The sequence below is a fragment of the Thermoflexus sp. genome (genome assembly GCF_025055495.1).
Taxonomy (GTDB): domain Bacteria; phylum Chloroflexota; class Anaerolineae; order Thermoflexales; family Thermoflexaceae; genus Thermoflexus.
Genome location: NZ_JANWXB010000099.1, coordinates 1 through 15,185 on the forward strand (window position 1 = coordinate 1; position 15,185 = coordinate 15,185).

Consider the following 15,185-nt stretch of genomic DNA (forward strand, 5'->3'; position numbering starts at 1 on the left):
TGAACGATTGCGCGATCTGCTGGAGGGCGAGAATCCCCAGGTGGGGCTGAACGCTCACCCCGGGATGGTGGATATCCGGATCCGCGCGCGGGGCACCACGCCGGAAGAAGCCGCCGCCCGGGCGGAGGCGACAGTTCAGACCATCCGGGAGCGTCTCCGATGGGCGATCTACGGCGAAGGGACATGCACGCCGGAGGAAGCCTTGATCGCCACGCTTCGGGAGCGCGGGCTCACGCTGGCCACTCTGGAGCGGGGCACCATGGGATTACTGGGTGGACGCCTGGCGGCGGCGGATCCGGAGGGCCTGGTCTTCCGCATCGGGGAGGTGCGCGCCCGGCTGGCGGTCGCCCCCGAACATGCAGCGGAAGCGATCCGTCGCCAGATGGGGACCACGGTGGGGATGGCCGCGGAAGTTCTCCAGGGGGCAGAGAACTTCCAGATCACTGTCGCCATGGCCGCCCCAGAAGGCTCCCGAAGCCTCCAGCGCGGCCATCGAGGCCCCTTGCCCCATGCAGCGGAGTGGGCGGCGAATGCCGCGATGGGCTTGCTCTGGCGCTGGCTCCAGGAGGCCCCATGACCGCTCCTTTCAGACCCACCCTGCCTCCAGTGCGCTTGCCGCTCTTTGAAGGTCCGCTCGACCTTCTCCTCTACTTGATTGAGCGGAATGATCTGGACATCACCCAGATCTCACTGGCCCAGGTCACGGCCCAGTATCTGGAATATGTGACCATCCTTCAGGCATTAACCTTGGACCAGCTGGCGGAATATCTGGTGATCGCCGCCAAACTGCTTTACATCAAATCTTCCCTGCTCCTGCCGCGGCCGCCGGAGCCGGATGAGCAGGAAGAAGACATGGGGGAAGCGCTGGTGGAGCAGCTGAAGGCCTATCGTCTCTTCCGGATGCTGGCCCGCCAACTTGCCGAACGGGAGGGGTTCACTGCTTATGGGCGAACCGCGCCGCCCCCCCAGCCGGAGGCTCCCGGGATCGGATTGGAAGGCGTCCCCCTGGAAGCTCTCCTTCGCCTGGCTCGCCGCGCGCTGCTGGCTCAGCCGGAGGCCCTCTCCGTTGATCGCTTTCTCACCCCTTATCGCCTGACTATCCACGAGGCGATCGAACGAATCCTGGAAGCGGTGCAGCATGGACAGCGGGTGGCGCTGAGCCATCTGCTTCGGGAAGCGGAGACCCGCTATGATCTCATCGCCCTTTTCCTGGGCCTGCTGGAGCTTCTGAAACAGCGCCGGGTGCTTGCCCGCCAGAGCCGGCTGTTCGATGAGATTTACATCGAGCCGTGCCCGTAATGCTTTGTCCAGTTATCAGCTGGGGATTTGAGGAACCGAAGCAAGTCCGGAAGGCCATGGCCCCTCCCCGGCCCAGAGGGCCGTGGGGAGGGGAAAAATCTTTCGGGGGCGGTGAGGGGGACCTTTGGCCCCCCTTGCCGCCCCCGAAAACCCCCAAGTGAAAAACAGACAACGGAATAGCGCAACGAGCTCTCCCGTGGGTTTTGGGGCTGGGGCGCCGCCTTCAGAGGGCCCCAGCCCAGAGGGCGTGGGCCGCTTTCGGCGGCCCCACCCGCCCTCAAAATGAGGAGCCCCGCCAGCTCCTCCCGGGCAGACGAACGACGCAAGTCCGATCACGAGGCATTTCGACAAGCCGGGCACACCCCCAACACCGTTGCCTCCACCCGATGCACCTGATAGCCGTGCGCGCGTTCCAGCGCGAGACGGAGCGGCTCCAGAAGCGCCCCCTCCAGATGCTCCAACCGCCCACATCGCTCACACAGGAAGTGTCCGTGATCCGGATGCGTCCGCCACTCATATACCCGGCGGCCACCTCCCAGTTCGCGCTGTTCCACAAGTCCCAGGCGAACGAACAACCGGAGGGCGCGATAGACGGTGGAGAGATCCACGCCAGGATACCGTTCCTGCATGGCCGAATGGATCTCCTCGGCGGTCAGATGATGATCCGCCGTGCGGATCACCTCCAGCACCATCAATCGTTGCGGGGTCACCCGATAGCCATGCTCCCGCAACAGATGACGGGCATGAATACAATGAGGCATCGAACGCTCCTTCGGGAGGAACCTGATTTGAGCTGTCGATTCCCTTGCTCTTTTCCCCTTTCCCGCATAGGAGAGAGAAAAAGAGGCTTTTCTGAGGGTGGGGACCGCTGAAGGGGGTCCCCACCCTCAGAAAAATATTCCACTATCCCTTGAGGAGGCTGTTAGGGAGGCTCCAGCCCATGGGCCTGCAGGAGCCCTTCATCTCGTAGGATCTCATGGGCAGGCCCATCCGCTACAATCCGCCCCTGGTCCATGATAATCACACGGGGGAACAGCTCGGCGACCAGGCGCATGTCATGGGTGGCCACCAGCATGGTCTGAGGAAGCTCCCGTAACAACCGGATCAGCTCCCGACGACCCCGGGGATCGAGGCCGGCCGTGGGCTCATCGAGCAACATGAGCTCGGGCCGAAGCGCCAGCACCGTAGCGATCGCTACCCGCTTCTTCTCCCCCACGCTTAAATGATGGGAGATCCGGGAAGCGGCCCAGGCCATTCCCACCGCCTCCAGCGCCTGAACCACCCGCTCCCGCACTTCCCGTTCCGGCAGCCCCTGATAGATCGGCCCGAACGCCACATCATCGAACACGGTGGGGGAGAACAACTGATCATCCGGATCCTGGAAGACCAATCCCACTTTCGCCCGAAGGCGTCGGGGATCCCCGTTTCCCACCTCCACTCCCTCAACCCGCAGGATCCCCGCCGTGGGGCGAAGCAGGCCGCCCAGCACGAGCAACAGGGTGGATTTCCCCGCCCCGTTGGGCCCCACCAAGGCGATCTTCTCCCCCCGCCCCATCCGCAGGGAGACCCCCTGCAGCGCGGGATGACCATCCGGATAGATGTAGACCAGCTCCTCCGCTTCGATCAGCGGCCACATCTTCCCATCCTTTGGAACCAGGCAGCTCATGCTTTGTCTATCTTCGTTTTCGGGGGCTGAGAGGGCCCCCAGCCCAGCCCCCGAGGTTCCTCCAGTCATTGACGCCATCAGAACAGCCATCCCAGGAGGAGGGACCCCATTAGAAAAAGCAAGCCGCCGGTGAGAAGCACGAGGTCCCGCTGAGATAAAGAGGGCATAGAAAGCATTCGCGCTTCCCCATCATATCCTCGGGCCACCATCGCCATATAGATCCGCTCCCCTCGCTCCAGGGTGCGGAGGAACAGCGTCCCTACCATCCGACCGGTCACCTGAGCTCGCCAGACCAGGGTCCCCCCTACTCGACGGTCCGGGACCTCCGGCGCCACGCTCCGGGCCTCTCGGGCCCGTAGCATCCGGATCGCTTCATCCACAAGAAGGAACAGATAACGCCACATCAGCCCAAAGGTCATAACCAGGAAGCGGGGAACCCCCATCGCCCGCATGGCGACCAGAAGCTCTGGAAACGCCGTGGTCCCAACCAGGATCACTGCGATCTGAAGGGAAAGCCACGATTTGAGAAGGACGCTCAGGAGCCGGATCACCCCTTCCGCGCGCACCGATACCTGCCATGGGCCCAACGGAAACGTGAGCCAGGACGGCCCGGGAGCGGTGAACACCACAGGGAAGGCAGCGAGGACGAAGGGCAACGCCAGCATCGAACGTCGCAGAACGGTTCGGATTCCCAGACCGGAGAGGTGTGCCCCCACCCATGCCGCCGCACCCAGCAGGGCATAGGACAGCCAAGCTCCCGCTGGCAGAAGCGTGGCGGTCAAAATAAACCCCAGGGCCAAGGCCAGCTTCACCCGGGGATCCAGGCGGTGAACCGGGCTGTCCAGAGGCTGGTAGGGGTCGTGGAAATGAAAATGCATCACGCTCCTCAGGAATTCACCGCACGGGTTGGCAACCATGCGTTATGTTTTCGAATTGGAGGCCCTTTCCCCCCGACGGGAACGCTGCCCCAACCACAGGATGACGACCAGCCCGAACACCATGAGGGCTCCCAAAATCCCGGCCAGGATCGTGGCGAGGCTCTCGTTGGGAAGGCCCGGGATCGTATAATCCGGCAACAACGAGAAGGCGGAGGGGCGAGCCGCCTGGATGAAACCCAGATCCTCCGCCACCCGCTCCAGCCCATCGGGATCGGCGGAGGCCAGAGGAGCCAGCAACGTCAGGATCAGGATGAGAGCCAGACCCGCCGTCCATAAGGGGATTCGCCCGGCGACCGGCCGTTCGATCATGAGCTCGCGACGGACCGCGGACAGGAACGCCACCGCGCTCATAGTGATCAGGCCCTCCACCACACCGATCAGGGCATGGATGCCACCCATTGCGGGCAGGACCACATCGGCAGGGACCAGGCCGGAAAGGGCCAGCTCCAGCCCGGTGGCCAGCGCCCCCATCACGACCGCCGTCCAGCCCGCCAGGAAAGCCGCCACCGGTCGCATCCACCGTCGGTCTCCGAACACGCCCCAAAGCGTCTGATCCACCGCGTAGGCGACCAGGGCTCCTACGATCCCCATGTTGAAAATATTCGCCCCCAGCGCGATCAAACCGCCGTCCTGAAAGACCAGCGCCTGGATGGTCAGCACACAGGTCATGATCAGGATCGCCACCCACGGTCCGAAGAGCAACGTGGCCAGGGCGGCGCCCATCAGATGCCCCGAAGTCCCCCCGGCGATCGGGAAATTCAGCATCTGAGCAGCGAAGATCCCGGCGGCCACCACGCCGATCACCGGGGTCTCTCGCTCCGTGAGCTCCCGGCTGACCCGCCGCAACGCGTATCCACTGATCCCTGCGCTGACTCCCCAGAGAGGCAGAACCACAGAGGGGGAAAGAAAGCCATCCGGGATATGCATGGCCGTCCCTCCGCTGTCGGACTCATATGGCGGCTATTGCAAGCTTATAGCAATTGCAAATGAATTGCAAAACTGAGAGGTGCGTTCATATAGGGAGATGGGCTGAAGAAGACGTTCCAGCCGGCCAGAGGGGGAACCACCCGGCGGCTGCAAGGGGCTCGATCCTCCCTCCTCACGCCGCTGCGCAGCGGGAGGAGGAGGTAAAAGTGGGGTAGGGCGGGCGGCTTCGCTGCCCGCCCTACCCCACAAGCCTATTCATTTCGAGGTCCATAGGGGAACCACCACGGCTTCTCGCCGCCCTCGATATCCCAGTGCACATGCTTGGTCTGCCGGAACTCCTCCAGCCCTTCGAGGCCCAGCTCCCGGCCGACGCCGCTCAGCTTCATCCCCCCGAAGGGACCCGCATAGTTATCCGTCAGGGGATCGTTGATCCAGATCGTCCCGGCCTGCACTTCCTCATAGAAGCGACGGATCAGCCGGGGATCATGGCTCATCAGACAGGCGCCCAGCCCGTAGGGGTTATCGTTGCATAAGGCGATCGCTTCGTCGAAGGTGCGATAAGGCATCAGAGGGATGACCGGGCCGAAGGTTTCCTCGCGCATGATCTTCATGGTGTGATCGACGTGGATCAGGACGGTCGGCTCATAAAAGAAGCCTCGAGGCAGATAGGAAGGCCTTCGGGCACCCGTCAGCGCCCGAGCGCCCCGGGCCAGAGCATCCGCGACATGATCCTCCACCTTGGCCCGGTAATCCGGGCCCGCCATGGGACCGATATCCGTGTGAGGATCCAGCCCATGGCCCATGCGCAGCGTGCTGACAAAGGCAGCGATCTCCTCCGCAAATCGGTGATAAATCCCCTCCGGCACATACACCCGCTCCGTGCTGGTGCAAACCTGCCCGGCATTGATCAGGGCGGCATAAGCCAGGGCTTTCACAGCGATCTCCAGAGGGGCGTCGGGCCCAACCACAAACGGATCTTTGCCCCCCAGCTCCAGATGGAGCTTCTTCATCATCGGGGCCGCCAGAGAGGCGATCCGCCGGCCGGTCGCCAGGGAACCGGTGAAGGCGATCACCGGGACCTCTGGATGCAGGACCAGAGGTTCACCCGCTTCCGGGCCATATCCGGTCACGATGTTCACCACGCCCGGCGGGAGGTGATCCATGGCGATCTCGGCCAAGCGCAGGGTGGTCAGAGGGGTGAGCTCGGAGGGCTTGATGATCACCGTGTTGCCTGCAGCGAGCGCCGGTGCAACCTTCCAGGCCATGAGAAGGATCGGATAGTTCCAGGGGACAATACAGCCCACTACTCCATAAGGCTCCTTCAGCACCAGATTCAACTGACCCGGCTCCGGCGAGGGGATCACCCGGCCGCGCTCGTGGCGGGCCAATTCCGCGTAATAATCAAAGGTGTTCGCCGACCACAGGATCTCCTCTTCGTTCTCCGGCCAGGGCTTTCCTTCTTCCAGAGTCAATAACCGGATCAGCTCTTCCCGATGGTCCCGGATTTTACGAGCCACCTCATGCAGCATCTCGGCCCGCGTTGGCGCGGGCACCCTCCGCCAGCTCTCAAAAGCCCGCCGGGCGGCCGCCACCGCGGCCTCGATATCCGTAGGTGTCCCCCGGGGCACCGTCTCCAGCACCTCTTCGGTCGCCGGATCCAGAACCGGGATCTCCCCCCGGGCGGATCCCGCTGTCCATTCCCCGCCGATCCACATCCGTTTCATCCCAGCCCTCCTGAGTGCCTCCGGGCTTTGCCGCGCATCCGCGCCGTCCGTTGGATTTGCCGGGTAAGATCCTTGATCCTTCCTCAGTCCCTCAGGATTTTGGAGGGAAGGGGCGGTCCGTTCCCGGATCGCTTTGGCTGATGTCCGGCATCCGCGCAAGCCAGAGAGCGGGCCGCCCGATGGCCGGAACGGGGTGGATCGCCCCTCCCCACAACCCTCGAAACGTTGGAGGAGGATCCACGGGATCATCGCCGCCCGATCCCACCCTATGGGTTGAAGGGGGCTGTCTTACTGCTCGACCCCCAGCTCCGTCCAGATGCGATCATACAGTTCAATGGCCTCCCCCACATCGATCAACCATTCCATTTTGCGCTTCAATGCCTCCGGCGGATAGATGCCCGGATCGTTCAGGAGAGCCGGATCGATCAGCTGCTGCTGGATCGCCGTCCGGTTCGGGCTACCAAATTTAATCGTGTTTGCGTTCACAGCAGCGATATCCGGCCGCATCAGGAAGTTAATGAAAACCTCCGCCGTGTATTTATTCCTTGCCGTCTTGGGGATAGCCAGATTATCCTGCCAGATGGTGCACCCCTCATCCGGGATCACATACTTCAGGGAGGGCTTGGCATCGCGGGCCCGGATCGCGTCCCCGGTCCAGATATGCGCGAGGACGACCTCGCCGGCCACCAGGAGGTCGCGATTCGTGTCACTGGTATACGCTTTCACATAGGGCTTCTGACGGAGCAGAACCTCTTTGGCCTTCTGCAACTCATCCGGATTGGTCGTGTTCATGGAGAACCCCAGATATTTCAGGGCCGCCCCGATGACCTCCCGCTCATCTTTCAGCATGGAGATCTTCCCCTGCACATCCGGAGCTGGCTCGAACACGTCTTTCCAGCTCTTTAGCTCTCGGGGGATCGCCGCTGTGTCATACATGAACCCGGATGTCCCCCACATGTAAGGCACCGTGTATCGATTCTCTGGATCGAAATACAGGCCGAGATGAGCCGGGTCGATGTGCTTGAGATTGGGGAGGTTGTTCTTGTCCAGCTCAGCCAGCATTCCTTCTTTGATCATGATCGAGACCATATAATCGGAAGGCACGATGATATCATAACCGGTTGCGCCGGCTTGAAGCTTGGCCAGCAAGGTCTCATTGGAATCATAGGTATCGACGATCACTTTGACCCCGCACTCCTGCTCAAACCGATTCAGCACCTCCTGAGCGATGTAATCCGGCCAGTTGAACAGGTAAAGCTCTTTCGAAAGCTTCGATCGATCGCCGCAGGAGTCTTCCAAACCAGGGGAAGAAGCGGGAGCGGCGGGTGAGATCGAAGGGGGGGCTGGCGTCGGTGCGGCTGCTGGAGCCCCGCATGCGGCCAGGAGGGTCATCAGAACCAGCAGACAGAAACCACGCCCGGCGATTCCCATGGCTGCACCTCCTCTCCGAGATATATGGGCGTTGCAATGCTGGGTCCTTACATCTGGGGACGCCGCATCGCATCGCCGGTAACGACCTGCTCGGGAAGAGCCCCGGGGCAAGGGCTGTTCGACGCGACCCCTTACCCCCTCATCCTCCCTCTCCCTCAGCTCTTTCCAGGAGGGGTTGGGTGGAGCCCCTTCAGCGGCCCCACCCAACCCCGAAAGCTCTACGGCAGGCTCAATCCTCGCGGCTGAGGATCTCCGATGCGATCCCGGCCTTCGCCAGCTGTTCCTCCAGGCGACAGCGGGCTTTCTCGATCAGGGCCTGTGCCTCCTCTGGAGTAGAGGCGGTGGCGGAAAAGTAAATCCGGAGGCGAACGCCAGGACCAAAGGCCCGGGCCCGGGACTTGATATATACCTGGGGCAGTTGACGCCGGATTTCCTCCAACAAAGGCGCCAGGCGGGATTCATCCCCACAATCGACAAGCATGCGGAGCTCGGCAAAGCCCGCCCTCCCAAAACGGGATTGAAGATAGGGTGCAAGGGCGCCTTGAACGATCGCTTTCATCTCCTCAGGGACTCCGGGGAGGCAGATCAAAGGGGTGGGTTCGAGGGGGAGAAGAACCCCAGGAGCAACGCCGACCGGATTGGCCAGGGGCACCGCCCCCTGGGGTAGAAGCGCCATCTTGCGGCGCGGCGGCGTGAGCTCCGGGCTGGCCACGTAGCCTGCCGCGGCCAGGGCCTGATATCGGTCCGCCACCATCCGAAGCGCCTGGGGATGCTCTTCCAGCGGCCGGCCCGTGGCCAGCGCTACCGCGATTAACGTCCGATCATCCTCCGTTGGCCCCAGGCCACCGGTCGTGAACACCAAGTCCGGCCTTCGTCGCAATGCGCCTTCCAGTTCGGATCGGATCGCTTCCACATCGTCCGGCAACAGAGCGGCCCGCCCCACCTTTCCCCCCAGCCCAGTGAGGAGACGACATAACCAGGATGTGTTGGTGTCAACCACCTCGCCCAGCAACAACTCGTTCCCGATGGCGAAGATCTCCACCGTCGGGGAGGAAGACCCCATGGGGCTCACTCCGGGCCGGACGGGTTAGGGACCGAACGGCTCATCACCCGCTCAATGCTGGCGATCAACTCCGAGGGCCCGAAAGGCTTGGTGAGATAATCATCCACGCGGGCGATGTGAAGCCCCAGAATGCGATCGACATGCTGCGCTCGGGCCGTGACCACGATCACCGGGATGTTGCGCAGCTCGGGATCCGCTTTCATCTGCTGGTAAACTTCCCAACCATCGATATCCGGCATCATCAGATCCAGCAGGACGAGATCCGGCTTCTCCCGTCGGATGACTTCGATGCCCTCCACGCCTCCCGTCGCCCACCCCACCAGCTCATAGCCGCGTCGGGTGACGATCAGCCGGATCAGATCGATCATGTCCTGATCGTCTTCGATGCACACGATGCGGATCTTTCTCCGATCCCCTTCAGCCATGCGGAACTCCTTACCTGAGAAAGTCACCCTGTTGTGACCCAAGGGAACCCAAAGCTTTCCCCAGGGGCGTAAGCCGCCTCTGACGGCTCACGTCCCCCGGGAACATCCATCGCGCCTCCCGCTTTCCCGAGCGCAGACCGGGGCGGGCAGCCCTTCCATCAGCGCCCCTAAAAGCCTTCAAAGGGAGAAATACTGTAATTTACTAAAGTTTAATGGGAACAGATCCTTCTGACAAACGAATTGGATTTTCCAGGGGAACGCAACACGAGAAAAGTTGGAAGGATAAGGCGATCGGCAAAGCCGCCTGCCCCATCACCCAGCTCTCCCATACACCGTGGGGCATCATCCCTCATCCTCGCGGACCACCCGAATATGAAGCTCCTGCAACTGGCGCTCATCCACCTCCGATGGGGCGTCGAAGAGGAGATCCATGGCGCTGGCGGTTTTCGGGAAGGCGATGACCTCCCGGATATTCGGCTCATCGGCCAGGAGCATCACCAGACGGTCCAGGCCCAGGGCGATCCCCCCGTGAGGCGGCGCGCCGAACTCGAAGGCTTCCAGCATGTGACCGAAGCGGGCGCGAGCCTGCTCCGGCGTGTAGCCCAGCAACCGGAAGACCTTTTCCTGAACATCCCGACGATGGATCCGGATGCTGCCCCCCCCGATCTCATATCCATTGCACACGATATCGTAGGATTTCGCCCGAACCGACGCCGGATCCGTTTCCAGGCGATCCAGATCCTCGTCCATCGGCGAGGTAAATGGATGATGCATCGCTTCCCAGCGGCCCTCCTCCTCATTCCACTCAAACATGGGGAACTCCAGGATCCATGCGAAGGCGAACTCGTCCGGATCGGCCAGTTGCAACCGATCCCGAAAGAGCAACCGCAGCCCTCCCATGGCTTTGGCCACCGTCTCCGGCGCGTCCGCCACCATACAGATGAGATCCCCCGTTCCCGCGCCCGTCCGTTCCGCGATGACCGCCCGCTCCCCCTCGGTGAGGAACTTCGCTGCTCCCCCTTTCACGCCGTCCCCGGTGAAGGCTAAGGTGACCAGACCCTGGGCGCCCAGGGATTTCACATAAGTCGTCAGCTCGTCGATCTCCCGGCGACCGTAGCCTGCGCATCCGGGGGCCCGCAACGCCTTCACCTGGCCTCCGCTCTGCACCGCTGCCCGGAACACTTCGAACGCGCTCTCCCGGAACACATCGGTCAGATCCACCAGTTCCATACCGAACCGGAGGTCGGGCTTGTCGGAGCCATACCGGGCCATCGCCTCCGCGTAGGTGAAGCGGGGGAAGGGAACGCGGAAACGCTTATGCGGGGTCACCCTCTGGGCCACCTCGATCAGCAAGCCTTCGATGACCTGAAGGATGTCCTCCCGGTCCACAAAGGACATCTCCAGATCCAGCTGCGTGAACTCCGGCTGCCGATCGCCCCGCAGATCCTCATCGCGAAAACATCGGGCGATCTGGTAGTATTTCTCCAACCCCGCCACCATCAATAGCTGCTTGAGCTGCTGGGGGGATTGGGGGAGGGCATAGAACTTCCCTGGATGGAGCCGGCTGGGGACGATGAAGTCCCGCGCCCCCTCCGGCGTGCTCTTGATCAGAATGGGCGTCTCCACCTCCACGAACCCCCGGGCGTCGAGATAGTCCCGGATGACCCGGGTAGTCTGATGGCGCAGCATCAGGTTCCGCTGCATCCGGGCGCGGCGCAAATCCAGGTAGCGATAGCGCAGGCGGACCATCTCATCGATCCGACGGCCGTCCTCATCGATAGAAAAGGGCAGCGGACGGGCGGGGTTCAGAATGCGGACCTCATGCGCTTCGACTTCGATTTCCCCCGTCGGCAGGTTCGGGTTCTCCGCGCCGACCGGGCGTCGGCGAACGAGGCCGCGGACCTGGATCACATACTCCGAGCGGACTTCATCCAGCGCCGCATGCGCCGAGGCCGAACGGGAGGGATCGCCTACCACCTGCACGATGCCGCTGCGATCCCGCAGATCGATGAAGATCAATCCTCCATGGTCCCGACGGCGATGAACCCAGCCCGCCAGCTCGACCGCCTGGCCGATGTGCGTCGGACGCAACTCTCCACACCCGTGGGTCTTCAACATATAGACCTCCCTTCAGAAGGACAAGGTGCGATCATGTTACGCCATGGGCAACTTCAGGCATCGAGTCCCATCCCCGCGCGTTCAGGAGGAAAGCGGGCCAGGCCCCTCCCCTCCTCCTCCCCCCTCCCCGGAGGCCCTGAGGAGGGGGAGAGAAAATCTTTTTTGGGCTGGGGCACCGCCTTCGACGGCGCCCCAACCCAAAAACCCGCGGAGAGCTTGGAAGTTGTTCAATAGCGTATGTTGGGATCCGCCGCCCCGCCTGCCCTAAAAGCCCCTCGAAAAAGCTGGGCCGCCCTCCTGCGGGCGGGCGGCCCAGAACGGATCTCATTCGCCTGACCTCCGGTGATCAAAACGTCCTCACCGCCCCCCGCTATGGAGATCGGGAGACGTCGTTCTCCGGGATATCCCTATTCCAATTCAAAACCAGATCGTTCACCCCTGCCATGGCGCCTACATCCTCTCACCTTCTGGTAGAGAGCATAGCACAGGCCCCTTCGATTGCCAAGCGAAGGCGCAAAATCGATCAAGCGTTATCCGGGTTAATAGAGGACCCTGCAACCATCCCGCACTGCGTGGGGAAGGGAGAAGATTGCGGGCGATGAGGGTTCAGAGGACGATCTAATGATCCGACAGATGCGGGCGCAGACCCGCTGCCGCAGCAGCCAGAAGCACCTCTTCCCCTAATCCGGCTTCTAACTGCCTCATAGCGCTTCTTAATTGATCCGAGGGCACCACCAGCAACGCATACTCCTGGGCCTGCTGCAACAGGTCCCTACAGGTCCTCCCGGCATCCGGATGCCCCAGGCTTAATCCCTCCAGACAGACATTCTCATCCGGATGGAACTGCTGGATAAATCGCTCCCCCACCTCCTGGCCACCGAAATGGGCACATAGCACAGAAAGCAGACTGAAGACGGCCTGAATATATGCCTTCGCCAGCTCTGCGGGTGAAGGTTTGGGAACCGTCCCGCGGACGGCGTAGGCAAGCAGGATTCCTAAATCTGGCTTCTCATTGATTGAAAGGCCCCCATGCTTGCCCCACGGGGTGAGCAGCCAGTAGACGACCGGGGATGGCTCCTCCTCCCTCAGAGCGAGCAACGCATAAGGCCGCCCGAACAGCGTGACCGGGTGGGGACCACTATACTCCTGGAGCGTGAGCTGGCGCAGGATCTTCTGGATCCAATCCTCCGGCACTCCCAGAATCGCTCCCAAGCGCTCCCCGGCGAACCTCCCCACATCCGCATTCCCCATCGCCTTCATCAGGCGGGGATCCACGAAGGATGTCCGTCCCCCCTCATCGGAGAGCAAGACCCAGACTTCTTGAGGACGAGGCGAAGGCGCAGAGGCCAGCACCTCCTCCACTCGGATCGATGGGAAGGGCATAGACCATCGCAGATACATGCCGGTTAGAAGAATCTGATAGGAGCCAATGTAAAGGAGGTCAAAAAGAATGCTAAGAGTCGTAGCTTGATCATTAGGATAATAGAGGTCACGCCACTGAGCGTAAAAATAAATTTGATTAGAAAACACATACAAAAACATTCCGATTGATATGAGAGTCCAACTCTTTCCCAATACTCCCCGATAAAGGGCGAGTGTTAGGGTGAAGGCACCGATCATCATGGGCAGATACAAAAGCTCATAGAGCAGGCTCACAACGAACTCGAGCCAATTCCCAGACGGTTCCAGGAGCATCGGCGCGATCACGAACCAGCCCGCCCCAGTTGTGAACACCAGGATCATCCCTGCCGCCACAACCCGTCTCCATCCCTGGAGAGCCAGACGAAGAAAGCGAATCTGGAGCGCAAAGAAAACCACCAGGAACAAATCGCCCATCAGATAGAACAAATCGTCCCAGAAGGGATACACAGAGGCTTGAATCACCAGATCGTTAAGGGTCCAGATCACGTCGCCGACGGTCCAGGATCCCAGCGCCGCGGTCAGCAGGGCCCATATCCGACGGGCTCGCTGGCCTGTTTCGGTTGAGCGGTAAATCTGATAGGAGAGCCAGGTGCCCAGCGCAGCCAGAACAATCGGGTAGAGATTGGTATTGATGAGGCGGGCGATGGGCAGAGGTAAGAAAACAAACGCGGCAACGGCACCCAACAGCGCCGCACCATTCAAAGCCAAAAGGCGGATCCCAAGCGATGGCTTCCCTGCACCTGCCATCTTTATCTCCTCGTGAGAAGAGGGCCTTAAAAAGCCTGGGGCTCTCCTTCACACTTCATCGATTTTCCCTTTTCATCACTCTCCAGTGGGTGGGAAGGGGAGATAGAAACATGTCGGGGGGCAGGGCCTAATATCTTTTCCATAGTCACCACCCTACGTCTCCTACGGCTTTATCCAGTTATCCACTGGGGATCGGAGGAACCGAAGCCCGTCCGGAAGGCCATGGCCCCTCCCCCTTTCTCTCTCCTCCCCACGGTCCTCTGGGCCGTGGGGAGGAGAGAAGAGAAGAAAATCTTTCGGGGACGGTGCGAGGGGCAAAGGCCCCGCGCACCGTCCCCGAAACCCCCCAAATGAAAAATGGACGAAGCGCTAGGCAAGATGCCCGGCTGGCAAGTTGGGTTATGATAAAACCTGGGGAGGCCCGCGATACTCTGTTCCAGGGAGGAAACCATGCCGTTCGCGACCGTCAATGGCATCCGCCTGATCTACGATATCCGCGGCCAGGGGATCCCGGTGCTCTGGATCCACGGCTTCCCCCTGGGGCGCTGGCTTTGGGATCCGCAGGTGGAGGCCCTGGGGGATATCGCTCGCTCTATCGCGGTGGATCTGCGGGGGTTCGGCGGAAGCAGCGTTCCGGAAGGCCCGTATATGATGGACGGTTATGCAGCCGACCTGCGCGGATTGTTGGACATCCTGGGGATCGATCGGGCCGTGCTGGCCGGGCTTTCGATGGGCGGCTACGTCGCCTTCGCCTTCTACGCCGCCTACCCAGAACGGGTCCGGGGCCTCATCCTGGCGGACACCCGGCATCAAGCGGATACGCCGGAGGCGCGGGCGAACCGCTATGCCGTGATCGAACGGATCCAGGCTGAAGGGACGCGCGCCGCAGTGGAGGCGTTCCTCCCCCGCCTGTTCGGTGGGACCACCCAGCGCGAGCGGCCAGAACTGGTAGAAACCTTGCGACGCAAGATGATGACGAACCCCGCCGCCGGGCTGATCGGGGCCCTCCAGGCGATGGCCGAACGTCCGGATCGCACGGGGCTCCTTCCCTCCATCCAGGTCCCGACGCTGGTGATCGTCGGGGAGGAAGATGCGGTAACCCCACCGGACGTCGGCCGCCAGATGGCGGAAGGGATCCCCCACGCCCGGCTGGTGGTGATCCCCCGGGCCGGCCATCTGGCCAACGTGGAGGCCCCCGAAGCCTTCAACGAGGCGGTCCGGGCTTTTCTACAGGAACTCGTAGAATAGATCCAGCCATCCATGGCCTGTCCGTGTAGACGGGCAGACGCCGGATGGTCAGCGTGACATCAGGAGTTGCGCCGTTCATTTCCTCAGAGAGGCCCTGGGAGGGAGCCGGGCGCCTTCGGCGCCTGAGAATGTCCCTCTTTTTCCGCGCCGCGAAGCGGCGTGAAAACAAGGAAGGAA

At 62.1% G+C, this 15,185-nt stretch carries 13 protein-coding genes; 3 read left to right on the top strand and 10 right to left on the bottom strand.

Features of this window, described 5'->3' with window-relative positions; translation table 11 throughout:
* Nucleotides 1-577, top strand: a 577-nt coding sequence (locus tag NZM16_RS03370; RefSeq protein WP_295478540.1) for a hypothetical protein, incomplete at its 5' end; no start/stop codon positions are given.
* Nucleotides 574-1,299 carry a ScpA family protein gene (locus tag NZM16_RS03375; RefSeq protein WP_295478542.1) on the top strand — a complete coding sequence of 242 codons (726 nt, stop codon included), beginning with the start codon at nt 574-576 and terminating at the stop codon, nt 1,297-1,299. The genes NZM16_RS03370 and NZM16_RS03375, both read left to right, overlap by 4 nt.
* Before the next feature lie 332 nt (nt 1,300-1,631).
* Here the strand turns inward: NZM16_RS03375 and NZM16_RS03380 are convergent, their stop codons facing one another.
* The 10 genes from NZM16_RS03380 to NZM16_RS03425 form a co-directional block, all read right to left on the bottom strand.
* Nucleotides 1,632-2,060, bottom strand: a complete 429-nt coding sequence (locus NZM16_RS03380) for a Fur family transcriptional regulator (RefSeq protein ID WP_295449862.1) — start codon at nt 2,058-2,060, stop codon at nt 1,632-1,634.
* Between the two features lie 161 nt (nt 2,061-2,221).
* Nucleotides 2,222-2,935, bottom strand: a complete 714-nt coding sequence (locus NZM16_RS03385; protein WP_295478545.1) for an energy-coupling factor ABC transporter ATP-binding protein — start codon at nt 2,933-2,935, stop codon at nt 2,222-2,224.
* A gap of 107 nt (nt 2,936-3,042) precedes the next feature.
* Nucleotides 3,043-3,843: a cobalt ECF transporter T component CbiQ gene (cbiQ, locus tag NZM16_RS03390; protein WP_295449940.1), complete on the bottom strand. Its 801-nt coding sequence runs from the start codon at nt 3,841-3,843 to the stop codon at nt 3,043-3,045.
* Nucleotides 3,844-3,885: 42 nt separating this feature from the next.
* Nucleotides 3,886-4,830, bottom strand: a complete 945-nt coding sequence (locus NZM16_RS03395) for an energy-coupling factor ABC transporter permease (RefSeq protein ID WP_295449856.1) — start codon at nt 4,828-4,830, stop codon at nt 3,886-3,888.
* Nucleotides 4,831-5,081: 251 nt separating this feature from the next.
* Nucleotides 5,082-6,554 carry an aldehyde dehydrogenase gene (locus NZM16_RS03400; protein WP_295449855.1) on the bottom strand — a complete coding sequence of 491 codons (1,473 nt, stop codon included), beginning with the start codon at nt 6,552-6,554 and terminating at the stop codon, nt 5,082-5,084.
* A 288-nt stretch (nt 6,555-6,842) separates the two neighbouring features.
* Complete coding sequence (locus NZM16_RS03405; RefSeq protein ID WP_295449852.1) at nt 6,843-7,985, bottom strand: spermidine/putrescine ABC transporter substrate-binding protein; 1,143 nt, start codon at nt 7,983-7,985, stop codon at nt 6,843-6,845.
* 229 nt (nt 7,986-8,214) lie between these two features.
* Nucleotides 8,215-9,048, bottom strand: a complete 834-nt coding sequence (locus NZM16_RS03410; protein WP_295449849.1) for a molybdopterin-binding protein — start codon at nt 9,046-9,048, stop codon at nt 8,215-8,217.
* A gap of 5 nt (nt 9,049-9,053) precedes the next feature.
* Nucleotides 9,054-9,473 (bottom strand): response regulator, encoded by a 420-nt coding sequence (locus tag NZM16_RS03415; RefSeq protein WP_295478548.1) that lies wholly within the window; start codon nt 9,471-9,473, stop codon nt 9,054-9,056.
* 342 nt (nt 9,474-9,815) lie between these two features.
* Nucleotides 9,816-11,591: an aspartate--tRNA ligase gene (gene aspS / locus NZM16_RS03420; RefSeq protein ID WP_295449843.1), complete on the bottom strand. Its 1,776-nt coding sequence runs from the start codon at nt 11,589-11,591 to the stop codon at nt 9,816-9,818.
* A 618-nt stretch (nt 11,592-12,209) separates the two neighbouring features.
* On the bottom strand, nt 12,210-13,760 hold the full coding sequence (locus NZM16_RS03425; RefSeq protein ID WP_295478551.1) for a hypothetical protein: 1,551 nt from the start codon (nt 13,758-13,760) through the stop codon (nt 12,210-12,212).
* A 450-nt stretch (nt 13,761-14,210) separates the two neighbouring features.
* On the opposite strand from NZM16_RS03425, the gene NZM16_RS03430 reads away from it, so the two are divergent.
* Nucleotides 14,211-15,008: an alpha/beta fold hydrolase gene (locus NZM16_RS03430; RefSeq protein ID WP_295478554.1), complete on the top strand. Its 798-nt coding sequence runs from the start codon at nt 14,211-14,213 to the stop codon at nt 15,006-15,008.
* Nucleotides 15,009-15,185 lie beyond the last annotated feature (177 nt).